Below are 26058 nucleotides of genomic sequence, written 5' to 3'. Positions count from 1 at the left end.
TCCTATCGCCTGAAGACAGGCATGATGAGGGTCACCGAAAGGCCGGCGGTGGCGAAGAGAAGGCCGGCCATGGCGATCCATTTCGGCAGGCCGAGCATCGGCGAGAGATCCCCGCCAAAGAGCTGGATGTACTGGAAGGTAAGCCAGGCGAAATACGCCATCACGCCCGAGCCGATCAGCGATGCCAGGACCGCGACGATCCTTGCGGGCCGGGCTCCCAGGCGCTCCGTCACCATGTCGCAACAGATGAGCGAGCCACGCAGGGCGGCGAGAAGGACGCCGGTGCCGCCGATCCACACGAGCAGGATAAGGACGATCTCCTCCGTCCATGGAAGCGGATAGGTGAAGAGATAGCGCCCCATCGCGTTGGCGAAGACGAGCACGACCAGGAGGCCGAGAAGGAAGACCGCCATCCATTCGAGGCCGTAATTGACTCGCGCAATGGCGCGGTCCGCCCTTCCCGCCTCAGCGGAAGTGTCGAGCCTGCTGCCCGGATTGGCGCCCATCATGGCGCGTCGGCGCCCTTCGCGGCCCTGGAATCGACAAGCCTGCCGTAGCCCGGACGCGCGCCGTCGACATCGAGGATATCGAGCGCATGCCAGAACGAGGCCTGCACGGCCGAGACGACGGGCTTGCCGAGCTCGGCCTCCAAAGCCTCGATCGCTCCGACGGACCAGAAGTTCGTGCAGGAGATGAAGATCGCGCTCGCCTCCGGCCGGTCGACCGAGCAGACGAGGTCGAAGACGTCGTCGAGAGGCACCTCGGCGAGGGCCTGATCGGAATCGATGCCGAGGTTGCGACCGGCCACGACCGGGTGGCCGTTCTCTTCGAGAAAGCGCACCGCCCTTTCATGGACACCGTCGACATAGGGGGTGGCGAGGGCGACAGGTCCCGCCCCCACCTTCTTCAGGCCCGCCAGGGTCGCCGTGGAAGCCGTCGTCACCTTCGGGCCGGGAGCCCAGGACTTCAGCTTCTCAATGAGCGCATGATCGTAGGCCGTGCCGTGGAGGAACGAGGCGCTCGTGCCTCCGAAGCACAGGACATCGATGGGGGCGGAACCGAGAAGACGCGCCGCGCTCTCCAATTCGGGAGCGTTCATCATCTCCTCGATCCCTTCCACCGTGACCTTCGGAAGCTTGATGCGCGTCGTGTGGATGGCGACGCCTTCGGCCGCCATCGCCCACATCTCCGATTCCATGACGATGGAGGAGGCCATGAAGATCAGGCCTATCCGGGCCCGTTCACCGTTTCCGTCGTATCGGAAGGCGGGACGGGCATCACGAGACAAGGACATCGAGCTTCCCTTCGGCTCTATTCGGCCGCTTCCTTGGCCTTCGTCATGAAGTCCTCGCCGACGATCTTGGCGATCGCGGCATGGACCGGCGCGGCCGCTTCCCTGAAGGGTGCGATCTCGGGCTTGTTCACCTTCACGCCGGCCGCCTCGAACTCGCCAACGAGGTTGGCATCGCTCTCGTCGGAAAGCTCGCGCGTCTTCTGCGCGCCGGCCTCGGCCGCGGCGAGCACCTTCTCCTGGGTCTCCTTGTCGAGGCTGTCCCAGGCTTCGGCGTTCATCGCCAGGGTGATCGGCGAATAGACGTGGTTGGTGAGCGAGATGTATTTCTGCACCTCGAAGAGCGAGAATTCCTTGACGACGGAGAGAGGATTTTCCTGACCGTCGAGCACGCCCTGGCGGAGCGCGACGTAGACTTCGCCGAGGTTCATCGGGGTCGGCGCCGCGCCCAGCGTCTTGAAGGCGAGGATGCGCGTCTCGCTGCCCGGCGTGCGGAGCTTCAGGCCGTTCAGGTCTTCCGGCGTCTCGATCGGGCGCACGTTGTTGCTGATGGCACGGAAACCGAGCTCGCCGAAGGCCAGCACCTGCAGGCCGGCCTCTTCGCGCAGGGAAGCGGCGAGCATGTCGCCGAGCTCACCGTCGAGCGCCTTGCGGGCCGATTCCTTGTCGGAGAAGAGGAAGGGTGCGTCGAAGACCGCGAACTTGTCGTCGAGCTGGACGATATCGGAGCCGAGCGGCACGACCTGCACCTGATTGGCGCGGATCATCTCCATCAGGGCGCCCTCGTCGCCCATCGCGCCGGCCTCGAAGAACTCGATATCGAGATCGTCCGCGGCCTTTTCCGCCAGGTCGTTCTTGAACGCCGTCAGCATGACGTTCAGCGGATCGCCCGGCGTCGTCTCGACCGCCAGTTTCAGGCTGGTCTGCGCCTGTCCTGCCGTGACACCGGCGAGAATGGCGACGGCGGTTACCGCCGCAAGCTTGAGCTTGTTGAATTGCATTGCTGTTCCCCTGCTCTTTGTGAGGCGTGTGGACGCAGCGTTGCCGCTGCCGAGATCTTTCCCGGGAGCGCCGCGATCGGAGTTTTCTCCTGTATCGCGGCATCTCCAATCCGATGCCGTTCCCTTGGACCGGGCTGCTCTTGGATGGACAACCCGCTTCAGGTTGACGCAGCGGAGTGCATCGGCAAAATAGTTTTTTTCGGCCTTTTGCATAAGGTTTTCCGATGCCCTTCTCGCTGCGGTCGCTCACCTATGTCGTCGCCACGGCCGACGCCGCCAGCGTGACGGGTGCGGCGCGCCAACTCAACGTCTCGCAGCCGGCGATCTCGGCCGCCATCGCGGAAGCGGAGGCGAACCTCGGAACGCAGCTCTTCGTGCGCCACCATGCGCGCGGCGTGACGCCGACCGTGGCCGGCAGCCAATTCGTCCACGAGGCGCGGCTTCTCATCAAGCATGCCCAGGATTTCGAGACGAGCGTCGCCACGCTCGGCTCCTCGGTGGCGGGCGAGATCACCGTCGGCTGCTTCGCCACGCTCGCGACCCGCTACATGCCGCGCCTCCTGGCCGATTTCGCCAAGCGGCAGCCCGGCATCACGGTGCGCATGGAGGAAGGCAACCAGCAGGACATCATCGACTGGCTGCTGTCGGGCCGCGCCGAGATCGCCATCGCCTATACCTACGCCCTGCCCCAGGAGATCACCGGAGAGCGGCTCACGGACCTGCCCCCCTACATCCTGCTGGGGGCGGACCATCCGCTCGCCGGGAAGAAATCGATCAGCCTGAAGGAGGTCGCGAACGAGCCCTTCATCCTCCTCGACCTGCCGCATTCGCGCGACTACTTCTTCGGCCTCTTCGCCAGCTCGAAGATCATGCCGCGGATCGCCTATCGGCTGAAATCCTACGAACTCATCCGCGGCCTCGTCGGCCACGGCCACGGCTATACGATCCACAACGCGCTGCCGGGCACCTCCATCACCTATGACGGCAGCAAGGTGATGGCGCATCCGATCGCCGAAACGCTGCCGCCCGTGCAGGTAATGAGCCTTTATCTGCGCCGTCAGACGATGCGCCCGGCCGTGCGCGCCTTTGCGGACTTCCTCAACGAGGGTTTCGAGCCGGGCGGCGTCTTCGACCGCTCGCTCCTGGAAAGCGGCAGGAACGCGAGCGGCCAGGCGTGAGCCGGCTCAGAGCGTGCCGGCCTCCCTGTTGAAGTCGGCGATCATCGCGTCCCAGGCCGGCACGAGGTCCATGAGGCCGTCCCAGAAGGCCTGGCTGCGGCGCTGGTCGAACTCGGAAAGCGCGATGCCCTGCTGCTCCACCCAGGTGTAGTAGCCGAGGTTGAAGATGCGCTCGCGCTCCGGGCGCGTCAGTTCCAGAAGGTCGCCGGTGCCGGCGCCAAGAAGGTGCTCGCCGAACACCTCGCCCGCCGAAACGGCATCGAAGCGGCCGCCGAAATCCTCCTCCAGCGTCTTTTCGCCCTCCGTCTCGTACATGGCCGCGCCGTCCGTCGCGACGGTCAGCAGCGCGTCCTCCTCGCCGAGGTCGAGGTACTTCGCGAGCTTGATGGAGGCGACGACATTGGCGATGCCGGAAAGGCCGAGATGCTTCAGGCTTTCGATCAGCTCCGGCGCGATGCCGCGGCGGTTCGCAAGGTAGTCCCGGCCCTCCCCGGAGGCGAAGAGAAGGTTGAGCCGGTCGGAGCTTTCGTCAGAAACGCCAATGACATAGTCGGTATTGAAGACATTGTGAATCAAGGGAACGTGCTTGTCGCCGATGCCCTGGATGTTGTGCTCGCCATAGCCGTTGCGCAGCAGCGTCGGGCATTCCGTCGCTTCCACCACGGCGATCTCGGCGCCAAGGGCCGCCTTCAGATGGTCGCCGGCGCCGAGCGTGCCGGCCGAGCCGGAGGCGCAGACGAAGGCACGCGCCTTCAGGGCGCCCTCGCCCTTCACGCTGTTGAAGGCCTTTTCAAGCGCGCGGCCGGTGACGGCGCGATGGACGATGTAGTTCCCGAACTCGGAGAACTGGTTGAGGATGAGGTTCTTCGGATCCTTCGCCAGCGCGTTGCAGGCGTCATAGATCTCCTTGACATTACTCTCCGTGCCGGGCGTGCGCATGATGTCGTCGGGCGAGGACGTCCACTTCTCCAGCCAGGCGAAGCGCTCGCGGCTCATGCCTTCCGGCAGGATGGCGACGGAGCGGCAGCCGAGGATGCGGGCGATGGCGACGCCCCCGCGGCAGTAATTGCCGGTGGAGGGCCAGACGGCGCGCTGGGCTTCAAGGTCGATCTGGCCGGAGACGAGGCGCGGCACCAGGCAGCCATAGGCGGCCAGCACCTTGTGGGCGCCGATCATCGGAAAGCGGTCGCCGAGCGCGACAATGATCTTCGCCTTCACGCCGGTCAGCTCCGACGGCAGGACGATATGGGCCGGCACGTCGGCGAGAGCGCGGCGGTCGTCGGTGTTGTGCCAATGCACGCGGAAGAGGTTCAGCGGATCGGGGGAATCCGGGTCGACCCCGGCGAGCGCCTCGGAGATGTCGGCGGGGATCTTTGCGGGCTCGGCAAGCTCGGCGATCAGCGGCAGGCGGATGCCGACCTTTGCAAAACGCGCCAGCGAGCGGTCATGGACCGCCTGATCGAGGACTTGGCGGGGGAGAAGATTGGTCACGGGACTCACCTGTCGGCAGGTTGATCGGGGGTCATTCTTGAATGTGGGGCCACGGCCGTCCGGCCGGAGGCGGAGCGGTCTCGGCAACGCCCGAAGGCGGCAGCGAGGCGGCTATTTGCGGTTGCGGGTCTCGAGCGCCTGGACGACGTCCGCCGCCGAGCCGGCGAGCAGATCGACATGCTCGCGCATCAGCCGGTGGGCCGCTTCCTCGTTGCCATCCTCGATCGCATCGATGATGCGCGCATGCTCCAAGACCGAATTCTGCATCCGCCGCGGCTGGAAGGTGATGTGCCGGCGGTAGACGTTGATGCGGTTGCGGAGCTTGCGGCTTTCCTCGGCGAGGAAGTTGTTGCCGGAAGCGGCGTAGATGACCTCGTGCATGCGGTTGTTGGCCGCGTAGAAGCCATAATGGTCCGCGGCCTTCGCCAGAGCGTCGCATTCCTCGTTGAAGCGGCGCATCTCGGCGATTTCCTCCGGCAGGGCGCGGCGCGCGCACAGCCGGGCGGAAAGGCCCTCGAACTCGGCCATGACCTGGAACATCTCGATCAGCTCGGCGACCGTGACGCGCTTGACCGTCGCACCATGGTTGCGGCGGATCTCCAGAAGGCCCGAGGAGGCAAGCTGGCGCAGAGCCTCGCGAACCGGCGTCCTCGACACGCTGAAGCGGCGGGCGAGCGTCTGCTCGTCGAGCCGATCGCCGGGCTTCAGCACGTTGTTGAGGATGTCGTCTTCCAGGACGCGCACGAGATAGGCCGAAGACGGCTTTTGCGCATCCGGTTCCATGTCTGGCTTTGTCGCGGTCTCGGCCTGGGCCATGAGTGCCTGTCTATATTGGCCCTCCCCGCCGGTCGAGGCCTCGGTCTGGGAAAAGCTGGTCGCCATCCGGCTATTTCTCGTCGACGGTGATGACAAGAGTGGTGCTCTCTTCCTCACCGTTATTGATCGTGTAGTGCGGATCACCCGGCTCGAAGAGGACCGCCTGTCCCTTCGTCAGGGTGAAGGCTTCCTTGCCGGTCTCGAAGGTCAGCTGGCCTTCGACGACGTAGAAGACCTGCGACCAGTGATCGTGATGATGCATCTCGCCGCCGCCGCCCTTGGGGGCCTTGGAGACCTGCACGGAGAACTTGTTGCCGGCGAAGGGAACGATATCGAGGACGTTGAGACCGCCGAAGTGATTGGGCGGCGTCACGCCTGTCGCATCGCCATTTTTCCATATCTGCATCAGGCAAATCCCTCTTCTCGAAACGTCACGAAATGTAGGCCATGTAAGGGCTGATCACGCTTCTCACCGGCACATGGATGAGCGTCGGACCGCCCCTTTCGGCCGCCTCGGCGATGGCCGAGCGCAGCGAGGCCGGATCGGCGCAGAAGACGCCAGTGGCGCCGAGGCCTTCAGCTACCTTCGCCCAGTCGCGGCGCGGCAGGTCCATCGCATAGGTTTCGCCGAAGCTCTGGCGCTGGGGCAGCGCGATCGCGCCCCATAGCTGGTCGTCAAGCACCACGATGATGACGTTGCGCCCATGCCGTTCGGCCGTGTCGAGCTCCGTCACGTGATAGCCGACACCGCCGTCGCCGACGAAGACGATGGCCGGTGCCTGTGGATCGGCGAAGCTGGCGCCGACGCCATAAGGCACTTCGGCGCCGAGGGAGCCGGACTGGCCTGCCCTCAGATATCTGCCGGATGCCGAAAACCTGAGGCGCGCATCCGCCCAGAAATCGACGTTGCCGTGCGAGGAGACGAAGATGGCGTTGTCGGGCGCACCGTCGCAGACGGCATCGACCGCGGCGACCGGATGCATGCCGTCGTTGCCGCCCTCGCCCGCCTGCGCATCGCGCTCGGCGGCCCATCCGGCCGTGACCCCGTCCACCCACGCCTTGTCCGCCGCAAGGGCCGGAAGTTCGGCCAGCATCGCGAGCACGTCACGAGCCGATGCGTTGGCCGCGATGTCGGCGCGGCGGCTGCGGTGGAGAAGCTCGGCATCCGCGCTCGACTGGATCACCTTGGTGCCTTCGCCGAGGCCTTTGCCGAACTCCAGGTCGAACTCGAAATGGTGGCCGAGGAGGAGAATACAATCGGCCTCGCCCAGCGCGCGGCGCAAAGTGGGGTTGCAGGGCGCGTAGCCGGGCCCTGCCCAAAGCGGATGACGCTCGTCGACGACGCCTCTGGCGAGACGCATCGTGGCGAAGGGAAGATGGTGGCGCTCGATGGCTTCAAGGGCGCGCTCCGGCAGGTGCCAGAAGACTTCGTCGCCGAGGAGGAGCAGCGGCCGCTTCGCCTCGCAAAAGGCCTTCGCGATCGCCTCGCCGTCCGCGCCAGAAAGGCCTGGCGCGGAAGCCGTCGGCGGCGCGTCGGGAAGAGCCTGCAGCAGGCCCGCCTCCACAGCGGCCGAGAGAATATCCGTCGGCACCTCCAGGAAGACCGGGCCCGGCCGGCCCGCCCATATGTGGCGCCAGGCCATGTCGAGATATTCGGGAAGGCGGGCCGCATCGATGACGCGCGCCGACCATTTGGTCACCGCGGCCATCGCCGGAAGCACGTCGTAGGACATGCCCGCCCCGCGATCGAGGCTGCCCGTGCCCGCCTGGGCGCCGATGATGAGGAGCGGCGTGCCGGCCATCTTCGCCACCATGGCCGGCGTCACCGTGTTGGTGACGCCCGGGCCGAGCGTGACGATGGCCGCGCCGGCCTTGCCGGTGACGCGCGAGGCGGCCTCGGCCATGAAGCAGGCGGCGGCCTCGTGGCGGGTGTGAACGAGCGGCAGGTCCATCTCCGCGCAGGCGCGGTAGACCGAATTGATCGGGCCGCCGGAGACGGAGAAGAGATGCTCGACGCCGGCGCTCTTCAGCCAGGCGACGATGGCGTCGCCGCCGGTCGGCCGGCGGCCGGAAATGGCAGAAAGGTCAATAGGCACGGCTTTTGCCTCCGTCGAGCGCGATGGCGGTACCGGTGACGAAGCCGGCGCGCTCGGAAGAGAGCAGCGCCACCATCGCCCCGAAATCGGCCGGATCTCCGAAACGCCCGACCGGAACCTCGTCCAGCCAGAGCGCCTCGGCCGCGGCCCGGTCGAGCCCGTCACGCGCCATGCTGGCGGTGATGAGGTCCTCCATCCGGTCCGTCGCGAAGGGACCCGGACAGAGGCAGTTCACGACGATGCCCTCGCCGGCGAATTCGTGGGAAAGCGACTTCGCAAGGCCGACGGTCGCAAGGCGGATGGAATCGGAAAGCACCATGTTCGGCTGGACGATCTTCACGCCGACCGTGGTGACGAAAACGATCCGCCCCCACCTTCCGGTCCGCATATGCGGGATGACGGCATGCGACAGGTCGACCATCGACAGGAAGATCGAGGAGATCGCCTCCTCCCAGGTCTCGCGGGAGATGGAAAGGAACGGGCCGGAGGGCGGGCCGCCGCAATTGCCGACGAAGATGTCGATACCGCCGAGTTCGGCAGCGGCCTTTTCGGCGGCCGGCTTCAGCGTCTCGCGATCGGCAAGGTCCATATGGACGGCAAGCGCTTCCTCGGCGCCCGCGGCCTTCAACTCCTCGACGAGTTCGCCGAGCACGGCCATATCGCGCCCCGCAACGGCCAGCCTTGCGCCCTCGCCTGCAAGCGCGAGAGCGGAAGCCTTGCCCAGCCCTCTCGACGCAGCGGTCACAAGGGCCCGCCTGCCTCCAATTCCTAGCTCCACGTCGATCCTCGCACAGGCCACCCTTCCTTCGCCGCCTGGCATCAGGCCGGCGATTCCATCAAATGATGTCGACAATCTAGGCATGATTGTATACACACTTGCACAGGTACTGCAATGGCGCTCGCCCGGAGGCTTTTCCGGACCCGTGTGCGCCCATCAGGGAGAACAGCTTGGCCAACGAAATCATCCCCATCGTCTGCGGCGAGGAGACCATCACCGAGGGCAGCGACGGCGTCGGTCAGAGCCTCGATCCGGCGACAGGCAAGACGATCGCCGAATTCGCCCGCGGCGGCGAGCGCGAGGTCGATCTCGCGGTCAAGGCGGCCCGGACGGCCTTCGACGAGGGCCCCTGGCGCAAGATGCGCCCCTTCGAGCGCGGCCGCATCCTCATGAAGATCGGCGAGGTCATCATGAGCCGGCGCGAGGAAATCGCGCGCAAGGAAGTCGCCGACAGCGGCAAGCCGTTGCGCGACGCCTATTGGGAGGTCGATTGCGCCGCCCGCTTCTTCGAGTTCTACGGCGGCCATGTCGACAAGATGCACGGCAGCTCCATCCCGCTCGGCCCGGACTGGTCCGACTGGACGGTGAAGGAGCCGATCGGCGTCAGCCTGCACATCATTCCCTGGAACTACCCTTTCCAGCTGATCGCGCGCGGCGTCGCCCCGGCGCTGGCGGCCGGCTGCGCGGTCATCATCAAGCCGGCGACGGACACGCCCGTCACGGCATGGGAATTCGTCAAGGCCTGCCAGGAAGCGGGTCTGCCGAGCGGTCTCGTCAACCTCGTCAACGGCCGCGGATCGGTGGCGGGCGACCTCCTCGCGCGGCATAGGGGCGTCGACCAGATCACCTTCACCGGCTCCGTGCCGACCGGCGAGCGCGTCATGGTCGCCGCCGCCTCGCACGCCATTCCCTGCGCCATGGAACTGGGCGGAAAATCGCCGCAGATCCTCTTCGCCGATGCGGATATGGACAAGGTGCTGCCGGTGATCGCCGGCGGCTTCCTCACCCATTGCGGCCAGGTCTGCAACGCCGGCACACGGCTCCTCGTGGAGCGCTCCGTGCACGACGAGGTCGTGGCGCGCCTGCACCGCCACATCAGCGAGATCACGATCGGCCCGGGCATCGAGGATCCCGGCATGGGCCCTCTCATCAATGCCGGGCACCGCGATGAGGTGGAGCGCTACTACGAACTCGCCGGCAAGGAAGGCGAACTTCTCCTCGGCGCCGAGACGCCGAGCGATGCGCGCTATGCCGAGGGCGCCTTCGTGCGCCCTGCCCTCGTCGTCGGCGCCGGCAACGAGAGCCGGATCGCGCGCGAGGAGATCTTCGGACCGGCGCTGACGGTGATCCCGTTCGACGGACCGGAAGATGCCGTGCGCATCGCCAACGATTCGCCTTTCGGGCTCGTCGCCGGCGTGCACACGACCAACATCAACGCCGCGCTTTCCCTCGGCGAGCGGCTGAGGGCCGGCCAGATCTGGATCAACTCCTTCGCCGTCGGGCTCGACGTGGAATTTCCCTTCGGCGGCTACAAGCTCTCCGGCTTCGGCCGCGAGAAAGGGCTGGAGGCCCTCGCCTCCTACCAGCAGCTGAAGAACATCTGCATCCATCACCCGATGCCGGCCGCCTGAGAAGCGCGGCCGCTCTTCGTCGGCGTCCCCCCGCGCCGGCACAGCCTCGCCCGCCGCGCAAGCGGCGGGCGCTTTTCTTGCGGGGACGCACATCAGTTCTCGTAGAGAAACGTCTCGATGGAGGTGGGCGTGACGCCGAGTTCGGCCAGGCCCGGCAGATCGCTCGCGACGTTGTCCCGCTCCATCAGTTCGATCTCGGTGGTGGAAACGGCGCGCAGGCCGAGCGTGGAGCCGGCGCGCGCGGCCGCCCGCCAGACCGCAAAAGGCGTCGGCAGGAGGAGCGGCAGGCGGCGTGCGCGCACCCTTGCGATGGTCTCGACGATCTCGCGGTAGGTGTAGATCCTCGGACCGCCGAACTCGTAGAGCTTGTGATGATCGTCGCATGTCAGGATGCGGGCGATCGCCTCGGCGACGTTCTCCACATAGACCGGCTGGAGAAGCGCGTCGCCGGAGCCGAAGAGCGGCAGGACCGGCGAAAGGCGGATGATGCGCTGGAGCGTTTCCAGGAAGCCGTCCTCCGGCCCGAACATCACCGAGGGCCGAACGATGACGGCGTTCGGCTTTTCCCATCTGACGGCCGCCTCGCCCTCGCCGCGGGCGCGGATATAGGCTGAATCGGAATCCGGGTTGGCGCCGATGCCGGAAAGCTGGACGAATTGCGCAATACGGCTTTCGCTGGCGGCGCGTGCCAGGGCGGCGGCACCGGTGACATGCACATCGGCAAAGCTCAGATCCGGCGTTTCGGCATAGAGGCTGACGGCGTTCACCAGCGCATCGGCCCCGACAAGCGCGCCGGCGAGGGAAGCCGGATCGCGTATATCGGCCTTCACCGCAGCGACATGCGGCCTCGTCGGTTCGTGGGGGTGGCGCGAGACGACCCGCACGCCGCAGCCGAGCGCAAGAAGATGGGACACGATCCGCTGGCCGAGAAAGCCCGTGCCGCCGAAGACACAGACTTCCTTCTTCAGCACGGGTTCGGAATGGGTGCCTTCAGAGGTTGCGGCCATGCGCTTCTTCCGCGCCGGCGGCCTTGAGCGGTGTCTCTTTCATCGTTCCAGAATGCCTCGATCACCGCGACATGAACAGCGGGGATCGTCGGCCGCCGGGCTCGGCCGCGGCCGCGACGCGGCACCGTTCGGTGGCCAGGCCGACAGCAGGGAACCGGCTGGGCCGCGGGCTGTTGCTCTTGCGAACGCGATCGCGGCGAGAGCGCCGGCGATGCAAGGAGCGGCGATGTTCTTCGATGGCTGGGACGACCTTTTTCGGCTGATCGTGGTCGGCACGCTCGGCTATGGCGGGCTCGTCGTGCTTTTGCGCATCACCGGCAAGCGCACCCTTTCCAAGATGAACGCCTTCGACTTTATCGTCACCGTCGCCTTCGGCTCCATCCTCGCAAGCCTCCTCCTGTCGGAGAGCGTCTCGCTGTCGGAGGGGTTTCTGGCGCTGGCGCTTCTTTGCGCCCTGCAATGGATGGTCGCCTTCGCCTCGGTCCGCTCGAAAGCTTTCCAGGACATCGTCAAGGCGGAGCCGACCCTCCTCTTCTTCCGGGGGCGCTACATGACGGCGAGCCTGCGCAAGGAACGGGTGACGCCGGAGGAGGTTCTCGCCGCGATCCGCGCGCAGGGGATTTCGCGGCGCTCCTCCGTGGAGGCCGTGGTGATGGAGACCGACGGCTCGTTCAGCGTCATCTCCGGCGAAAGCGAGACGGCGGACACGCTCAGCACCGTCCGCGACATCAAAGACGCCCGGCAGGCGATGTCGAGCGAAGAGGCGCTTTCCTGGTTCCGCTCCCTGCCAGCCGTCGACGCGGCGGCGATGGCCGGCACATGGCGCGGCAAGGAAATCTCGACCGGTCATCCGCTCGACGGCCTGCTCGGCACCTGCGGCTGGTACGGAAAGCGCTTTTGCGCCGATGGCAGCGCGCATCCCCTCCTCTTCCGGGACGGCAGCGGCGGCGTCGTCGCGATCGACCCGAAGAAACTCCCCCTCGGCCTGGTGCTCAAAATGCCGGGACTGGCAAAGAGCGGGGCTGCGGCGTTTCTCTTTCGCCGCGCCATCGCGCATCTGAAGACAGAGCGGCCTGCCGCGCATCTTGAGCGCCGATCCTTCGAGGGCGTGGAGAGCGCCGCGATGGTCTACGAGAACCAGCCGATCATCGACCATTTCCGCCAGAGCGATGACGGCCGCCTTCTCGGGATGATGCAGATCGAAGGCTCGCCCGATCCCTATTTCTTCGTGCTCCAGCGGGAGGACGCCTGAGGCGGCGCTAATCTCCGTTGCGCGGCTCCCATCGCCCGCCCTGGGCTCCCGTCAGGGCGCGAATGAAAGCCCCGCCAGGCGCCAGGCGCGCTCGGGATCTCCCGGCCAGTAATCCTTTGGATCGACGTCGTTTTCCGGTGCCCTGGCGCCGTGCACTTCGGCGACCATGTAGCGGCCGGTCTCGCGAAGCCTGATATCGGCGCCGGGAAAGCGTTCGGCGAGGCTGTCCCTCAGCCGCTTCGCCTCAGCGGCGAGAGCCGGGCTCTCCAGCTCCCTCGGCGCGCCGTCGGCGAGCTCGGCCATGGCGACGCGCGAGGCGCGGAATCCGTCATGAACGATGTCGAAGGCAATTAGCATGGCGGCGGCCGAATCTGCCCACCAGAGGCCGAAGCCCAAGCCGGTGATGCCGGCAATGGCGGCAAGGCCCGTCATCCAGTCGGCCTTCTGCATCAGGGCATCGGTATGCAGCACCTTGTCCTGCAGCTTCTGGGCGACAGGCTGCTTCAGTCGCCCGAGGATGACGGGCGGGACCACAGAATAGGCGAGCGCGGCCATCATCAGCCAGCCGAGCCAGATCTCCTGCCCGAACAGGCGGACGGGCCCGATCGTCGGATGCTCGGCGGCAATCAGCTTGGTGCCGGAATCGTAGATCAGATAGAGGCCCATCAGCCCCCTTCAAGAACACGGCCGACGAACATCAGCCAATGATTCTCCCCCGAGCGCACGGCCGCCCGCAGCACCGGCTCCTTCTTCCCTGCGTCCTCGCCGCCGGCCGGCTGGGTGAAGGCGACCCTGCCCTTTCATGGCGATTTCTTCGCGAACTCGCCCAGCCTTTGCGGGCATCGGCAATGAGCCGAGCGGAGGCCTGCAGGTCTCAGCCGCACCAGCCGCCGCGCATGCCGGTCCAGCGTCGCGCGAGGCCTTCCTCCACCAGCATGTCACCAAGGGAATTCCCGTTGCGGACGAGACGACGAAGCTGGCGGCCGTAGACGTCGCGGTCATTGCCAAAACCGGCGACGATCTCGAACGATCCCTGGTTGAGAAGTTCCACGAGCCTGTACATCGCCCGCCTTCCCCACTCTCTCTCGCTCGCGCATTGCGGGCTAAAGATCTCCGGCGTGTCTATGTCGAGAAGGCGGATGCGCTCGCCGCGGTAACGGATCGTGTCGCCATCGACGACGCAGGTCGGCTGGCCCCGGCCGCGACAGACGGCAAAATCCCGGCTCACGGCTATGCCCGTGGGAGCCGGCCAGAAATCAAACGCCAAAACGCCGAGACCGCTGGCGACAAGGAGTACAGCGAGCGGCAGCCAGAAGGGTGCGCGGCGTCTGGTGGGCGCCGGCCGACGCGCTCTCGGCGCCTGCGGGGTCACTGCCCTGCGACGCCGCGGCTGCCCGACCTTGCGCGCGGGCCTGCCACGCATGCCCGGCCGGAGGCGAACAACCTCGCCCATCCACGCTCCTCCGTTCGACGGCGGAGCCATTTTCCGGCCAGGACCGGGCCGGGCCAGCGGTTTAGGCGATCATGGCGAAGAAGCTGCTAACGGAGGGACGCGCCACCTTGCGGGCTCACTCCCCGTCCTCCCCCACCACCTCTTCGCGCAGCTTGCGCACGCCGAACCAGACGAGGAGGAGGACGAAGGGCACGGCAATGCCGGTCGCGAGGCCGACATTGATCGGCGCGCCGGCGGTTTCGGCCGCCTTGACGAGATAGCCGACCAAGCCGACGGCATAGTAGCTGATCGCCACCACCGACAGGCCCTCGACCGTCTGCTGCAGCTTCAGCTGCATCTTGGCGCGCCTGTTCATGGAATTGAGCAGGCGGCTGTTCTGTTCCTCCAGCCCGACCTCGACGCGGGCGCGCAGGAGGGAGCCGACGCGCGAGGCGCGCTGAGCCAGCACTTCCTGGCGGTCATGGGTCGATTCGCAGGTGGCCATGGCCGGCCCCATGCGCCGCTCCAGGAAGCCGTCGATGGTCAGCACCTCGCCCAGCCGCTCCAGGCGGAGATCGACAAGCCGCTGCTGCACCAGACTGTAATAGGCGTTGGACGCGCCGAAGCGGTAGGAGGTGCGCGCCGCGATGCTCTCGATTTCGGCGGAAAGCTGCGACAGGCGACCCAGGAGCTCGGCGTCGCTCGTCTTGTCCGACCTGTCGGCCATGCGCGTGGAAATGTCGGCGAGCGCCTCGTCGACGGCGCGCAGCTTCGGCGTCACCTCCTGGGCGATCGGCAGAGCGAGAAGGGCGAGCGCGCGGTAGGTGTTGAGCTCCACCAGACGCTGCACGGTGCGCCCGGCATGCGGCTGGTCGAGGCCCTTGTCCTGGATGAGGATGCGGGTGAAATGGTCCGAGTGCAGGCGGAAATCGGCCCAGACCAGCGCCTTGCCGCCGGCCACCACGTTTCCGATCAGCGGATTGCCGTTGAAATGGCGGAGCGAGATTTCCTCCGCCGAGGGCATCTCCACGTCGGCCGGCACGATCGCCAGATGCACGGCCGAGAGGATCTCGCCCGGGACCTCGGCGAGCCAGTCGTCCGGCAGCTCCTCCACCACCGTATCGGCGAAGGGATCGGAAAAATGGGCGCGGCGGAAGAAGGTGTAGGAACAGAATTCGGTGTGGCGCTCCCATTTGACGGTGAGGCCGCCGAGATCGGCCGTATGGTGCTTGGCGCCTTCGGGCGGAGCGCCGCCACCAAGCCGGGCGCAGAGCCTGGCCAGATGCTCGCGGTCGGCATCCAGCGACTGTTCGCCGGAAAGCGCGGCGAACTGCGAGACACGCAGCGGCGCCTTCAGCGGCTCGGATGGGCGCGCATGCAGCTCCCGGATCAGCATCTCGCGCTGCGAATGCTCGCGGAATGGCGGTTTCGTCATGCCGTATGTGCTCCCCGGCGCCCAAGGCGCAACTTCCCCGGGTTAGTGCAGCGACCGCTCATATTCAACGGCGGCGATGCCTCAGTGGATGCGGCTTTCCCCGCTCCGCGCCGCCAGCTCCGCAACCGTGCGCTCGAACAGGGCCCGGCTTCCAGGCCGCCAGCCGAGCGCGTGGAGGCGGTCGCAGCGCATGGCCGCAACGTTTTCCTTCCCGCCTTCCTCCGGCACCGGGCCGGCAATGTCGAGCGCATCCCGAAGCGCCCGGACGATCTCGGCGTTGGTGAGGAGAAGATCGGAACAATTGAAGGACCTTGGCGCAAGTGCCGCACGATCCGATTCCATCAGGATGCGGACGGCCGCGCCGACATCCTCGCCATGCACCTCGGTTGCGGCGCGGGGCGCGACTTCCAGAGTCCCATCAAGGATTTCGGACGCAAGGCTGAACCATTTCGTGCGCTGAAGCGGCTCGACGAGGCCGTAGACGCCGGTGACGCGCAGCGAGGCGCCGGCAAAGCCGGGGGTAGCGTCTTTTTCCGGCAGCGAAACGGCGGGGGCGGCGAGCGGGCTCGCATCGGCAGCGAGCGGCGAGAGCGGCGCACCCGCATGCAGAAGCGGGGCGGACATGGTAGCAAGCGCTTCTTCCACCTCCAGCTTGGCCCGGCCGTATTCGGTATCGGGATCGGCAGGCGTGTCTTCCTCGAGCGGTCCCGGCTGGCGACCGTAGACGGCGCGGCTCGACAGGAAGACGGCCCGCGCCACGCCCGCCCGCTTCGCCGCCGCGAAGAAGGCGAGCGAGCCGTCAACATTGGCGCGCCGGAAGCCGGCAAGGTCGTCCCCCTCCCCGCCCCGATAGCGGCCGGGCACGTGCAGGAAAGCAGCGTGGACGAGATGGGTGACGCCGGAAAGCGCGCCCGAGAAATCGGCCTGCGGGTCGAGATCGAAAGGCATCCAGTCTTCGGCGAAGGCGAAGCGGCCCTCCGGCGGCCGGCTGCGCGAGGCGAGGCGAATGCGGTAGCCGGCGCCGGCGAGGTGGCGGGCGACGAGCTGGCCGACATAGCCGGTGCCGCCGGTGACGAGAACGAGCGGGGCTTCGCTCATGCCTTGCCGTGCGGGCTGTCCAGGCTTTCGGGAAGCGGTTTTCCGTCGAGGACCGCCCACCAGAGATCGATGAGGGGTCCGAGTTCGGCGCGCTTCGGATGGTCCTCCTGCCAGGGCTTTTCATACTGGTAGTGAAGGATCTTCAGCGCCGGCCAGTGCCAGAGCTCGGGCAGGCGAAAATAGACGTATTGCAGGACGTTGTAGGTGTAAGGCAGGCCGTGCCAGTCGGGAAAATGCGCCTGCAGGAAGGTCTGGTCGGTGCGTGGCCAGAAAGCCTCCGGCGCATCGAGCGCGGCGAGCATTTCCTGGTAGGTGCGCCTGTCGGGCCTTGCAACGAAGACGCCGGAATTCAGCCGGTGGAAACCGTCGAGAGCGTCGTAGACGTTCGGCGCGGCGGAGAATTCAGGATAGGCGAAGAGCCTGTCACAGTTCCTGAGAAATATCGCGTCGGCATCGACGAAGACGATGCGCTCGTATTCCTCCAGCTCCCAGATGCGGAGCTTGGCGAAGTTCATCAGCGGGTCATGGAAGGCCGGCTTCCCGCCCTTGGTGAAAGGCGCCGCCGCATGCTGCCTGTCGCGGCTGTGGCGCTCGCGAAAAGCCTCGGAGACGTCGGGCGGCTCGACCGGAACGATGCGCGCGCCATCGGCCTCCAGCGCGTCGAGGCCGACAAGGCCCGCCGGCGCCAGCACGAGGAGCGGTGCTGCCGATCCGGTCAGCCGCAGCGAGCGGGCGAGAGCCCGCGCGCCAATCAGATAGTCGGCGTTGGCGACCAGCGTCGCATAGGCGGCCTCTGCCATGAGGCGCTTACGAGATCGCGGTCAGCTTGGGCGAGCCCGGATGGGCGTTGATCGCGGCGTTGCGCTCCTTCGTCCAGCCGGAGACGCAGGGAATGCGCGTCTTGTCGATGCGGTAGGCGTATTTGCGCGCCACATCGATCACCTCCGAGAGGAGCCCCTCCTCCAGCCGGATCGGGTCGAGGCCGAGTGCCAGGAACTGCTCGTTGCAGACGGAGAGCTCGTTCTCGTCGGCCTCCTTGCGCGGGTTCGGCAGGTTGGCGATCTTCGCGCCGGTCATCTTCGCGACCAGCTCGGCGAGATCGCGCACGCGGTGCGTTTCCGTCGCCTGGTTGAAGATCCTCACGCGCTCGCCCGACTTGGGAGCGTTCTTGAGAGCGATCTCGATGCAGCGCACCGAATCCTGGATGTGGATGAAGGCGCGGGTCTGGCCGCCGGTGCCGTGGACGGTGAGCGGGTAGCCGACCGCCGCCTGGATGAGGAAGCGATTGAGCACCGTGCCGTAGTCGCCGTCATAGTCGAAACGGTTGACCAGCTGCTCGTGCATCCTCGTCTCGGCCGTGTTGGTGCCCCAGACGATGCCTTGGTGGAGGTCGGTGATCCTCAACCCGTCGTTCTTGGCATAGAACTGGAAGATGAGCTGATCGAGGCACTTGGTCATGTGGTAGACCGAGCCCGGATTGGCCGGATAGAGAATCTCGCGATCCTCCCACTCGCCCGTCTCCGCCTTGATCTTCACCGGCAGGTAGCCCTCCGGGATCTGCGCGCGCACCGTGCCGTAGCCGTAGACGCCCATCGTGCCGAGATGGACGAGATGCGCATCGAGATCGACGCTCACCATGGCGTTGAGGATGTTGTGGGTGGCGGAGATGTTGTTGTCGACCGTGTAGGTCTTGTGGCGATCCGACTTCATCGAATAGGGCGCGGCGCGCTGCTCGGCGAAATGGATGATCGCCGCCGGCCGCTCCTCGGCGAGCCAGTGCTTTAGGCGCTCGTATTCCTTGGCAACGTCGATGAGGTGAAAGCGCAGGTTGATGCCAGTCAGTTCGCGCCAGACGCGGCAGCGCTCCTGAATCGAATCCATCGGCGTCAGCGACTGCACGCCGAGTTCTGTGTCGATCCAGCGGCGGCTCAAATTGTCGACGATGTGAACCTCGTGGCCAGCCTTCGACAAATGCAGGACCGTGGGCCAGCCGATAAAGCCGTCACCTCCGAGAACCGCAATCTTCATGACATTCTCCGATCAATCCGTCTTCCACCGTTCATGACACATTATGCATGGAAGATGACAGTCCGAGGGGCCGCCGCGCCAGCGCGACGATTGGCGGGTGCGGCAAAGCCGCCCCGGAGCTAGGAATTCTCGTCGGACCGCGCCTCGGCGACCGCCACGCCCTCGCCCACCGCGTTGGAGGGAAAGAGGATGACCCGGTCGCCCTCGGCGAGCCCCGCCCTGACCTCCGCGGCCGTCTCTCCGAGCGCGCCGAGCGTGACCCCCGCAAGATGCGCGGAGCCTTCGGCCAGCCGGTAGACGGCCCAGGCGCCATCCTTGCGGAAGAGCGCGCCCAGCGGCACGGTCAGCACATCGGCGCGCTCCTCCACGGTGATGCTTGCCCGCACCTCGTAGCCGTGTCCGAGGCGGCGCCAGCCCTCGGCATCGCCGGCCGGATCGATGAGCACGTTGGCGCGCTGCTCCTCGATGCCGAGGGCGGAGACCTCCGTGCGCGCAAAGGGCTCCACGCGGCGCACGCGTCCCGGAAGCGGTTCCGGCATGCCCCAGTCGATGATTAAGACCTTGTCGCCCGGCTCGATGCGCACGGCATCCTGCGAGAGGAAGTCTGCCACGACCTCGAGCCGGCCTGGGTCGCCGATATCGAGGATGGCGTCGCCCGGATTGACCGGCCGGCTGCTCTTTTCGGGAATCTGCAGGACGATGCCGGAAACCGGCGCGCGCAGCGAAAGGACGGGCGGGGGCGCCGACGTGACGGCGTTGCCGCCGGCCGCCGGCTCGAAAACCTCTTCCAGAAGCGTCTGCGCAGCGCGCAGCTCCGCCTCGCGGACCGAGACGGCGGCAATCGCGGCGGCGAGCGCGGCCTCGCTGGCGCGCATCTCGCGCTGGGCGGCGTCGAGCTCGCTCTCGGAGGCGGCGCCCCGGAGGGCAAGCCGCTCCTGACGGTCGAAACCGCGCCTGGCGTTCTCGGCCACGGCGCGGGCACGCTCCTCCTCCGCCTTGGCGGCCGAGATCGCGGCCTCGGCTGCGCGCACCTTCGCCTCCTGCTCCTGGCGGCTTCTGACGTCGAGAAGCTCTGGCGTCGACGGCACGATGCGGGCGACGACGGTCTCGCCGGCGACGACCTCGTCGCCGACCTCCAGCTCGATGCGCTGCAGATGGCCGCGTGCCGGCGCCGTCATCGCGTAGACGTCGCGGTAGCGCGCCTTGCCCTCGTCGACGACCTCGACCTTCACCGTGCCGCGACCGATCGTCGAAAGCTCCACCTCGACCGGACGCGGCCGGAAGGCCCAGAAAAGCCAAGCCGCCAGGCCCGCAAGGACCAGGAGAGCGATGATCCATTTGAGACGGCTCTTGCGCATCCTCACTCCCGCGTCTTCAGGACACCGACGAGGTCGAGTTGGCGAATCCGCCAGGCGACCACAAGGGCCGACAACGTCACGGTCGCCACGACGACGGCCACCGAAATGCCGTAGGTGCGCGCGGAGACGACGAGCGGCATGGTGTAGAACTCGGTCGAGAAGGCCGAGGCGAAATAGGCCGCGCCCCAATAGCCGAGAAAGGCGCCCAGCGGCAGGGAAAAGAGCGTCAGCAGCCCGAGCTCGGCGAGAAGCACATAGGCCGTTTCGCCGGCGGTGAAGCCGAGGACGCGAAGGCCGGCAAGATCCCGGCTGCGCTCCGAAAGCGCGATGCGCGCGGTGTTGTAGGCGACGCCGAAGGCGATCGCCGCGGCAAAGCCGATATAGAAGATCATCGAGGTCAGGAGCCCCTTGGCGAGCTGATCCTCGAAAGCCTTCACCACGGCATCGCGGTTATCCACCCCAACGACCAGCGGCGTGCGCTTGAGGAGGCCGTAAAGGCCGGCGCGCCCGTCCTCGGCGACGAGGAGATTGAGCGTGGAGACGAGTGGCGGCTCGCCCATCATCCGGTTGAGGGCATCCACGCTCATCATCACGGTGAAGCCGGTCATCTCCTCGCTGAGCGCGACGACCTTAGCCATGACGACCGGCCGGCGGCGCTCCAGCACGGCGATGCGGACATCGTCGCCGGCGCCGACGCCGAGCCGGCGGGCGAGACCTTCGGAGAGGATGACCCCTTCCCGCGGAATGGAGATCGGCGTGCCGTCCGGATAGGTCGCCTGGACGAAGCGCGCGCCGGGCTTCAGCCCCATCAGGCCGACGCGCTTGGAACGCGCGCCGGCGCTCACCTCGGCGGCGACGTTGCGCGAGCCCTCGGCTGCGATCACCCCCGGCGCGCCGGTGATGGGCGTGAGAGCGCGCATCGGCACGGGTTCGGCGAGCGTGACGCTCATCTGCCAGCGGTTCGCCTCGTAGAAGGCGCGCGCGATGATGAGGTCGAGGGAATCGAAGATGAAGACGGTGGAGACGAGCGATGCGAGAGCAAGCGACAGGCCGAAGCTCGTCATGGCGGCGCGCAGCGGCCAGCGCGCCAGCGTCCTCAGAACGATCTGCGAGAGCGCGTCGAGCGCGCCCGTCAGGCCGAAGAGGTCGAAGATACCGCGCCGGTAGACTGCAGGGGCGGGCGGCGACATGGCGACGGCGGGCGGAATGGCAATGGTGCGCGCCAGCGGGCGCCACACGCCGATGGCGACCGTGACGGCCACGGCGAGCGCGGCGCCGCCGATTGCCGGCCAGGAGATGGCGAACTCGACGTTCGGCAGGCGGTAGAACTCGGCGTAGAGCCCCATGATGGCGTCGGCGAGCCAGAGGCCGAAGGCGATGCCGGCGACAAGCCCGAGCCCGCCCGTGGCGGCGGCATGGCGCGCATAATGCGCCCCGACCTCCCAGGCGGTGAAACCGAAGGCCTTCATGAGCCCGATCTGGGTGCGCTCCGTCTCGAACTGGCGCGACAGGACCGACTGCACGAGAAAGCCGGCCACGAGCAGGAAGATCGGCGGCAGCATCAGGCCGATGGTCGCAAGCTGGGTGAATTCCGCCTCCAGATAGGCATGCGAGGGCTGATCGGCGCGCCCGATCGCATCGACCACGCCATAGGGGGCAAGCTCGCGCCGCACATCGGCAAGAACCTGATGCGGATCGGCCCCGGAGGTCAGCGAAAGAGCGACGCTGTTGAAACTGTCCTTGAGGTCGCTGGCGGCGGCGAGAACCTTCCCGTCCAGCCAGAGGACGGCGAAGGAGGCGGAATCCGGCACGAGACTGCCGGGCGTGGAGGCCAGCACGTATTCCGGCGAGCGTGCCGCGCCGACGATGGTGAGGTCGAGGAGACGGCCGCGGACGAGAACCGAGAGCGTCGTGCCGAGCTTCAGATCGTTGGCGGAGAGGAAGCTTTCGAGCGCCACCGCCTCGTTGCCGCGCTGGCGCTCCGGCAAGCGCCCTTCCGTCAGCTGCAGGCGGTTAAGCCCATTCGGTCGCGGCAGGGAAATGAGCCGCCCGCTCGCCGGCCGCACCCGTCCCGGCACGTCGACGAGACCGGATTCCACGATGCGCGGATCGACGGCCGCGACGCCGTCGATGGCCGCCAGCGGGCGGGTGACGCGGACCGGAGCACGGCGAAGGGTGACGAAGATCTCGGCAAAACGAGTCTCGGCATAGTAGGCCTGCCGGGCTTCCCTGAGCGCGCTCAGCGCACCGAAAGCCATGACGGTCATGGCCACGCCGCAGGCCAGAACGAGGGAGATGGCGGCGTATTGCGACTTCAGCCGCCAGACATCGCGCAGGAACTTCCGGTCGAGGATGCGCAGCACGGCCACCCCCTACCAGGCCAGGCTCGCCGGCGCGCGGCGGGTCTCGTTGCGGGTCTCGTTGACGATGCGCCCGTCGGTCATGAACAAGGTGCGGTCGCCGATCGCGGCCATCTCGGCGTTGTGCGAGATGACGACCACGGTCGTCGACAGGTCCACATTGACCTTCTCGATCGCTTCCAGGACGCGAATGCCGGTCTGACTGTCGAGGGCGCCGGTCGGCTCGTCGCAGAGGAGGACCTCCGGACGCTTGGCGATAGCCCGTGCGATGGCGACGCGCTGCTGCTCGCCGCCCGACATCTGCGCCGGAAAATGGTCGAGACGCTCCTGGAGGCCGACGACGGCGAGCGCGTCCTCCGGCTTCATGGCGTCGGCGGCGATCTCCGTCACCAGCGCCACGTTCTCACGCGCGGTCAGGCTCGGCATCAGATTGTACATCTGGAAGATGAAGCCGACGGAGTTGCGCCGGTAGAGCGTCAGCGCGCGATCGGAGGCGCCCGTCAGGTCGAGATCGTGGAAACGCACCCGGCCGGAGCTCGCCCGATCCAGGCCGCCGAGAATGTTGACCAGCGTCGATTTTCCCGAGCCGGAGGTGCCGAGGATGAAGACGAGCTCGCCGGTGCCGATCTCAAGGTCGACGCCCCTGAGCGCATGCACGGCCGCCTCCCCCGTGCCGTAGACCTTGGCCAGGCCCTCGGCACGGAAAGCCGGGCTCTTGCCGCCCTGTGCGTCTGCCATCGCTTGCCGAACGCCCCTTGTCTGGCCGCGCCATTATGGCCGCTCCGCGCCGCCACGCAACCGAGAGGCGCGCGCCCGGCAGGCGTCAGAAAACCGCGTGCGGGATGAAGAGGACGACGCCCGGCAGGAAGATCAGGGCGATGACGAGAGCCAGGACGGCGAGCACGAAGGGAACGGATTCCACGACGTATTCGCCGACGTCGCAATCGATCAGGCTGCACACCGTGTACATCGCCACGCCCACCGGCGGCGTCATGGAGCCGAGGGTGACGATGATCATCATCAGGACGCCGAAATGCACCGGATCGATGCCGAGGCGGGTGACGATCGGCACGAAGATGGGCGTCAGGAGAAGGACGAGCACCGTGCTCTCCACGAAGAGCCCGGCGATGAAGAGCATGAGCAGGATGAGGCCGAAGATCACGTAGGGCTGCGAGGAGAGCGCCATCATCGAGGCGGCGATATCCTGCGGCAGCTGCTCGAAGATGATGGCGTAGCCGATCATGCCCGACATCAGGATGATGAGCATGATCATGCCGATGTCGCTGACGGCATCCTCGAAGGCCTTCAGCACCTTGCGGACGGTGAGGTCGCGGTGGAAGAGAAAACCGACGACAATGGCGTAGACCACCGCCATGGCGCCGACCTCGGAGGGCGTGAAGAGGCCGCCGCGGATGGTGACGACGAGGAGCACCGGAAAGGCGATCGCCCATTTGGCCGACCAGAGCGCGGTCAGCACGCGGCCGAAGCTCGGCGGCTCGGCGGCGTCGGAGCGGTAGCCGCGGCGCTTGGCGATGGCCCATGCCGTCACCATCAGCACCGTCATCATGAGGAGGCCCGGCACGATCCCGGCGAGGAAGAGCTGGCCAATGGAGACGCCGCCGACATAGCCGTAGAGGATGAGGCCGAGGCTCGGCGGAATGGTCGCCGTGATCAGCGAACCGACGGCGATGACGGAGGCGGTGTAGCCGCGCGAATAGCCCTCGGCGATCATGGTGGGGCCGAGGATGCGCGCCTCCATCGCGGCGTCGGCGACCGCCGAGCCGGAAACGCCGCCCATCAGCGTCGACAGGACGATCGCCACATGGGCGAGCCCGCCGGCGATCCAGCCGACGGTGGCGCGGGAGAAGACGAAGAGCCGCTCGGTGATGCCGCTCTCGTTCATGAGATGGCCGGCGAGCACGAAGAACGGCACGGCCAGAAGCGGGAAGCTCTGCGAGACCGAGGCGATCTTCTGCACGCCGATCGACATCGGCATGATGTCGGACTGCATGAACCAGTAGAAGCCCGGAAGGCCGATGGCGAAGGCGACCGGCAGACCGAGGAGCAACAGGACGGCAAAGAGGATGCCGACGAGGATCACAGCGGCGCCTCCCCTTCCGGTTCAATCTGCGGCCCGTTCTGGGCGATGCGCGAGAAGACGAGCACCTTGCGCTCGGAATAACGCCGCACCGCCTCGGCGATGTTTCCAAGGGTCGTCAGCGCGAGGATGACGCAGCCGACCGGGACGGCCATCGTCACCCAGGCATAGGGAATGCCGGAATCTCCGAAGAGGCGCTGGCTGTTGAGCAGCGTCAGCCTGGTACCTTCGACGGCGAGCAGGACAAGAAAGCCGACGACGAGGAGGGCGAGCGCGATCTCGATGACGAGGCGCACCATCGGCGGCAGCCGGCGCACGAGAAGATCGACGCCGAGATGGGCGCGGGCGCGCAGCGCCCGGTTGGCGCCGACGAAACACAGCCAGATGAAGAGGAGCTGGGCGAGATCCACCGACCAGATGATCGGATGGCCGAGAAAGCGCGCAATCGCCGCGGCGAAGACGAGAAGCGTCGTCGCCGCGAGCAGGAGGATGCCGATGGCAAGCTCGATCCTGGCTACAACGCCCATCATCGCAGAAACGCCTGTCCGCCCGCCAGTATGGGCGACGGCGGCCGGTGGGAACAAGCCGGCCGCCGCCTGTCTCGCTCTCATGCGGGAGCGGCCTATTGTGCGGCGATCGCCCTGAGCTTGTCGCGCAGGTCGCCGTAACCGAGCTTGTCGTAGACCGGAGCCGTCGCCTCGCGGAACGGCGTCACGTCGATCTCGGAGATGGTGACGCCTTCGGCCTCCATCTTCTTCTCGATCTCGGCGAGCGCGTCGCGCGTGCCGTAGGAGGCAATGTCGCCGGCCTTGAGCGCCTCTTCGCGCAGCGCCGTGCGGTATTCCTCAGGCAGCGAATCGAACCACTGTCCGGAGGTGACGAGGCCGGTGATGAGGTTGATGTGACCCGTCTTGGTGATGTTGGAGATCACCTCGTAGAGCTTGGCGCCGTAGGTGGCCGGATCCTGCGCCTCGGCGCCGTCGATCACCTTCTGCTGGAGGGCGGAATAGACCTCCGTCCAGCCCATCGGGGTCGGCGTGGCGCCCATGGCGCGGATGGTCTCCATCCAGACCGGCGCGCCCGGGGTGCGCATGCGGATGCCGTTGAGGTCGGCGGGCTTTTCGATCGGCTTGTTGGTCAGGAGATGACGCTCGCCCTGCCACCAGTTGAAGGAGAGAATCTGCAGGCCGCCTGTATCGTGCAGCTTGGTCACCCATTCCTCGAAAAGCGGCGAGGTGACGACCTTGCGCATGCCGTCATAGCCGCTCGCCAGGAAGGGCGCGCCGAGGACGCCGAGCTCCTCCACATAGACGGCAAGACGTCCGCCATCGACGACGACGGCGACCGGAGCGCCGGCCTTCGCCTGCTCCAGCACGTCTTCGTCCTTGCCGAGCTGCGAGGAGGGAAAGAGCTTCACCTCCAGCGCGCCGCCCGTCCGCTCGGCGACATTTTCGCGGAACGCTTCGAGCCCCTTGTAGAGCGGGTCGTCGGTGGTCAGCGCGGTGTTGACGCTGAGCGTATAGTCGGCGGCCATCGCCATGCCGCCGAAGGAGACGGCAGCAGCGGTCGCCAGGATTGTTCTTGTCAGCCAGTGACGCATTCTTTTTTCCTCCCTGTGAAGCGGCGGCCTTAGCAGCCGTTCTCGTTCGCTTGGCAACTAGTATGGTAGTATGTTAGTGGCTGTCAAGGAGCCGAAATGAACCAGCCC

24 protein-coding genes are annotated in these 26058 nt (G+C 66.9%); 3 read left to right on the top strand and 21 right to left on the bottom strand.

Annotation, left to right across the window (positions count from 1 at the left end; genetic code table 11):
- Positions 1-2: 2 nt before the first annotated feature.
- Genes CLD20_RS16015 through CLD20_RS16005 form a run of 3 tightly spaced genes read right to left on the bottom strand, consistent with a single transcriptional unit; the run spans position 3 to position 2292 of the window.
- Entirely contained in the window at positions 3-506 is a 504-nt protein-coding gene (locus CLD20_RS16015; RefSeq protein WP_224407667.1) for a TRAP transporter small permease, read from the bottom strand.
- Entirely contained in the window at positions 506-1294 is a 789-nt protein-coding gene (locus tag CLD20_RS16010; RefSeq protein WP_224407666.1) for an Asp/Glu racemase, read from the bottom strand. Before CLD20_RS16010 ends, CLD20_RS16015 begins: the two co-directional genes overlap by 1 nt.
- Before the next feature lie 17 nt (positions 1295-1311).
- Positions 1312-2292: a TRAP transporter substrate-binding protein gene (locus CLD20_RS16005; protein ID WP_224407665.1), complete on the bottom strand. Its 981-nt coding sequence runs from the start codon at positions 2290-2292 to the stop codon at positions 1312-1314.
- Between the two features lie 224 nt (positions 2293-2516).
- Here CLD20_RS16005 and CLD20_RS16000 point away from each other — a divergent pair, with 224 nt between their 5' ends.
- Complete coding sequence (locus CLD20_RS16000; RefSeq protein ID WP_224407664.1) at positions 2517-3470, top strand: LysR substrate-binding domain-containing protein; 954 nt, start codon at positions 2517-2519, stop codon at positions 3468-3470.
- 6 nt (positions 3471-3476) lie between these two features.
- Here CLD20_RS16000 and CLD20_RS15995 read toward each other — a convergent pair whose 3' ends face one another.
- The 5 genes from CLD20_RS15995 to CLD20_RS15975 form a co-directional block, all read right to left on the bottom strand.
- Positions 3477-4961 carry a pyridoxal-phosphate dependent enzyme gene (locus tag CLD20_RS15995; RefSeq protein WP_224407663.1) on the bottom strand — a complete coding sequence of 495 codons (1485 nt, stop codon included), beginning with the start codon at positions 4959-4961 and terminating at the stop codon, positions 3477-3479.
- Positions 4962-5072: 111 nt separating this feature from the next.
- Positions 5073-5843 (bottom strand): GntR family transcriptional regulator, encoded by a 771-nt coding sequence (locus CLD20_RS15990; protein ID WP_224407662.1) that lies wholly within the window; start codon positions 5841-5843, stop codon positions 5073-5075.
- A gap of 4 nt (positions 5844-5847) precedes the next feature.
- Positions 5848-6183 (bottom strand): cupin domain-containing protein, encoded by a 336-nt coding sequence (locus CLD20_RS15985; RefSeq protein ID WP_224407661.1) that lies wholly within the window; start codon positions 6181-6183, stop codon positions 5848-5850.
- 25 nt (positions 6184-6208) lie between these two features.
- Positions 6209-7873, bottom strand: a complete 1665-nt coding sequence (locus tag CLD20_RS20450) for a thiamine pyrophosphate-binding protein (RefSeq protein ID WP_224407660.1) — start codon at positions 7871-7873, stop codon at positions 6209-6211.
- Positions 7863-8618, bottom strand: coding sequence for an SDR family oxidoreductase (locus CLD20_RS15975; protein ID WP_370636917.1), 756 nt, complete (start codon positions 8616-8618; stop codon positions 7863-7865). The genes CLD20_RS20450 and CLD20_RS15975 overlap by 11 nt, the downstream gene beginning before the upstream one ends.
- A 203-nt stretch (positions 8619-8821) precedes the next feature.
- On the opposite strand from CLD20_RS15975, the gene CLD20_RS15970 reads away from it, so the two are divergent.
- The gene (locus tag CLD20_RS15970; protein ID WP_224407658.1) at positions 8822-10282 is read left to right on the top strand and encodes an aldehyde dehydrogenase family protein; all 1461 of its coding nucleotides are present in this window, start codon (positions 8822-8824) and stop codon (positions 10280-10282) included.
- A gap of 92 nt (positions 10283-10374) precedes the next feature.
- On the opposite strand, the gene CLD20_RS15965 is transcribed toward CLD20_RS15970, so the two are convergent.
- Positions 10375-11289, bottom strand: coding sequence for a complex I NDUFA9 subunit family protein (locus CLD20_RS15965; RefSeq protein WP_224407657.1), 915 nt, complete (start codon positions 11287-11289; stop codon positions 10375-10377).
- A gap of 226 nt (positions 11290-11515) precedes the next feature.
- Between CLD20_RS15965 and CLD20_RS20445 the strand changes: the two genes are divergently transcribed.
- The gene (locus CLD20_RS20445; RefSeq protein WP_370636916.1) at positions 11516-12541 is read left to right on the top strand and encodes a GXWXG domain-containing protein; all 1026 of its coding nucleotides are present in this window, start codon (positions 11516-11518) and stop codon (positions 12539-12541) included.
- Positions 12542-12592: 51 nt separating this feature from the next.
- On the opposite strand, the gene CLD20_RS15950 is transcribed toward CLD20_RS20445, so the two are convergent.
- The 12 genes from CLD20_RS15950 to CLD20_RS15895 all read right to left on the bottom strand — a co-directional run bounded on the left by CLD20_RS15950 (position 12593) and on the right by CLD20_RS15895 (position 25950).
- Entirely contained in the window at positions 12593-13207 is a 615-nt protein-coding gene (locus CLD20_RS15950; protein WP_224407656.1) for a cation transporter, read from the bottom strand.
- A gap of 208 nt (positions 13208-13415) precedes the next feature.
- Positions 13416-13769 (bottom strand): thermonuclease family protein, encoded by a 354-nt coding sequence (locus CLD20_RS20440; RefSeq protein WP_224407655.1) that lies wholly within the window; start codon positions 13767-13769, stop codon positions 13416-13418.
- Between the two features lie 340 nt (positions 13770-14109).
- Positions 14110-15408 (bottom strand): DUF3422 family protein, encoded by a 1299-nt coding sequence (locus tag CLD20_RS15940; protein WP_224407654.1) that lies wholly within the window; start codon positions 15406-15408, stop codon positions 14110-14112.
- Positions 15409-15489: 81 nt separating this feature from the next.
- Positions 15490-16506 (bottom strand): NAD(P)-dependent oxidoreductase, encoded by a 1017-nt coding sequence (locus CLD20_RS15935; protein ID WP_224407653.1) that lies wholly within the window; start codon positions 16504-16506, stop codon positions 15490-15492.
- Positions 16503-17306 carry a glycosyltransferase family 8 protein gene (locus CLD20_RS15930; RefSeq protein ID WP_224407652.1) on the bottom strand — a complete coding sequence of 268 codons (804 nt, stop codon included), beginning with the start codon at positions 17304-17306 and terminating at the stop codon, positions 16503-16505. Before CLD20_RS15930 ends, CLD20_RS15935 begins: the two co-directional genes overlap by 4 nt.
- A gap of 7 nt (positions 17307-17313) precedes the next feature.
- On the bottom strand, positions 17314-18534 hold the full coding sequence (locus tag CLD20_RS15925; protein WP_224407651.1) for an NAD-dependent epimerase/dehydratase family protein: 1221 nt from the start codon (positions 18532-18534) through the stop codon (positions 17314-17316).
- 119 nt (positions 18535-18653) lie between these two features.
- Positions 18654-19892 carry an efflux RND transporter periplasmic adaptor subunit gene (locus tag CLD20_RS15920; RefSeq protein ID WP_224407650.1) on the bottom strand — a complete coding sequence of 413 codons (1239 nt, stop codon included), beginning with the start codon at positions 19890-19892 and terminating at the stop codon, positions 18654-18656.
- 2 nt (positions 19893-19894) lie between these two features.
- The gene (locus CLD20_RS15915; protein ID WP_224407649.1) at positions 19895-22255 is read right to left on the bottom strand and encodes an FtsX-like permease family protein; all 2361 of its coding nucleotides are present in this window, start codon (positions 22253-22255) and stop codon (positions 19895-19897) included.
- A 9-nt stretch (positions 22256-22264) separates the two neighbouring features.
- The gene (locus CLD20_RS15910; RefSeq protein ID WP_224407648.1) at positions 22265-22990 is read right to left on the bottom strand and encodes an ABC transporter ATP-binding protein; all 726 of its coding nucleotides are present in this window, start codon (positions 22988-22990) and stop codon (positions 22265-22267) included.
- Positions 22991-23075: 85 nt separating this feature from the next.
- Positions 23076-24353, bottom strand: coding sequence for a TRAP transporter large permease (locus tag CLD20_RS15905; RefSeq protein ID WP_224407647.1), 1278 nt, complete (start codon positions 24351-24353; stop codon positions 23076-23078).
- The gene (locus CLD20_RS15900) at positions 24350-24934 is read right to left on the bottom strand and encodes a TRAP transporter small permease (RefSeq protein ID WP_224407646.1); all 585 of its coding nucleotides are present in this window, start codon (positions 24932-24934) and stop codon (positions 24350-24352) included. The genes CLD20_RS15905 and CLD20_RS15900 overlap by 4 nt, the downstream gene beginning before the upstream one ends.
- Before the next feature lie 38 nt (positions 24935-24972).
- The gene (locus tag CLD20_RS15895) at positions 24973-25950 is read right to left on the bottom strand and encodes a C4-dicarboxylate TRAP transporter substrate-binding protein (RefSeq protein ID WP_224407645.1); all 978 of its coding nucleotides are present in this window, start codon (positions 25948-25950) and stop codon (positions 24973-24975) included.
- Between the last annotated feature and the right edge of the window lie 108 nt (positions 25951-26058).

It is taken from the genome of Afifella sp. IM 167 (genome assembly GCF_020144925.1).
Lineage (GTDB): Bacteria > Pseudomonadota > Alphaproteobacteria > Rhizobiales > Afifellaceae > Afifella.
Note: the sequence above shows the minus strand (reverse complement) of the source record. Positions and strands in the feature narration are given on the sequence as shown.

Bases quoted from the DNA above. Each gene is read 5' to 3' on its own strand.
- CLD20_RS16015 (WP_224407667.1), bottom strand. From the start codon at position 506: ATGGGCGCCAATCCGGGCAGCAGGCTCGACACTTCCGCTGAGGCGGGA.
- CLD20_RS16010 (WP_224407666.1), bottom strand. From the start codon at position 1,294: ATGTCCTTGTCTCGTGATGCCCGTCCCGCCTTCCGATACGACGGAAAC.
- CLD20_RS16005 (WP_224407665.1), bottom strand. From the start codon at position 2,292: ATGCAATTCAACAAGCTCAAGCTTGCGGCGGTAACCGCCGTCGCCATT.
- CLD20_RS16000 (WP_224407664.1), top strand. From the start codon at position 2,517: ATGCCCTTCTCGCTGCGGTCGCTCACCTATGTCGTCGCCACGGCCGAC.
- CLD20_RS15990 (WP_224407662.1), bottom strand. From the start codon at position 5,843: ATGGCGACCAGCTTTTCCCAGACCGAGGCCTCGACCGGCGGGGAGGGC.
- CLD20_RS15985 (WP_224407661.1), bottom strand. From the start codon at position 6,183: ATGCAGATATGGAAAAATGGCGATGCGACAGGCGTGACGCCGCCCAAT.
- CLD20_RS15965 (WP_224407657.1), bottom strand. From the start codon at position 11,289: ATGGCCGCAACCTCTGAAGGCACCCATTCCGAACCCGTGCTGAAGAAG.
- CLD20_RS20445 (WP_370636916.1), top strand. From the start codon at position 11,516: ATGTTCTTCGATGGCTGGGACGACCTTTTTCGGCTGATCGTGGTCGGC.
- CLD20_RS15950 (WP_224407656.1), bottom strand. From the start codon at position 13,207: ATGGGCCTCTATCTGATCTACGATTCCGGCACCAAGCTGATTGCCGCC.
- CLD20_RS15940 (WP_224407654.1), bottom strand. From the start codon at position 15,408: ATGACGAAACCGCCATTCCGCGAGCATTCGCAGCGCGAGATGCTGATC.
- CLD20_RS15935 (WP_224407653.1), bottom strand. From the start codon at position 16,506: ATGAGCGAAGCCCCGCTCGTTCTCGTCACCGGCGGCACCGGCTATGTC.
- CLD20_RS15930 (WP_224407652.1), bottom strand. From the start codon at position 17,306: ATGGCAGAGGCCGCCTATGCGACGCTGGTCGCCAACGCCGACTATCTG.
- CLD20_RS15925 (WP_224407651.1), bottom strand. From the start codon at position 18,534: ATGAAGATTGCGGTTCTCGGAGGTGACGGCTTTATCGGCTGGCCCACG.
- CLD20_RS15920 (WP_224407650.1), bottom strand. From the start codon at position 19,892: ATGCGCAAGAGCCGTCTCAAATGGATCATCGCTCTCCTGGTCCTTGCG.
- CLD20_RS15910 (WP_224407648.1), bottom strand. From the start codon at position 22,990: ATGGCAGACGCACAGGGCGGCAAGAGCCCGGCTTTCCGTGCCGAGGGC.
- CLD20_RS15895 (WP_224407645.1), bottom strand. From the start codon at position 25,950: ATGCGTCACTGGCTGACAAGAACAATCCTGGCGACCGCTGCTGCCGTC.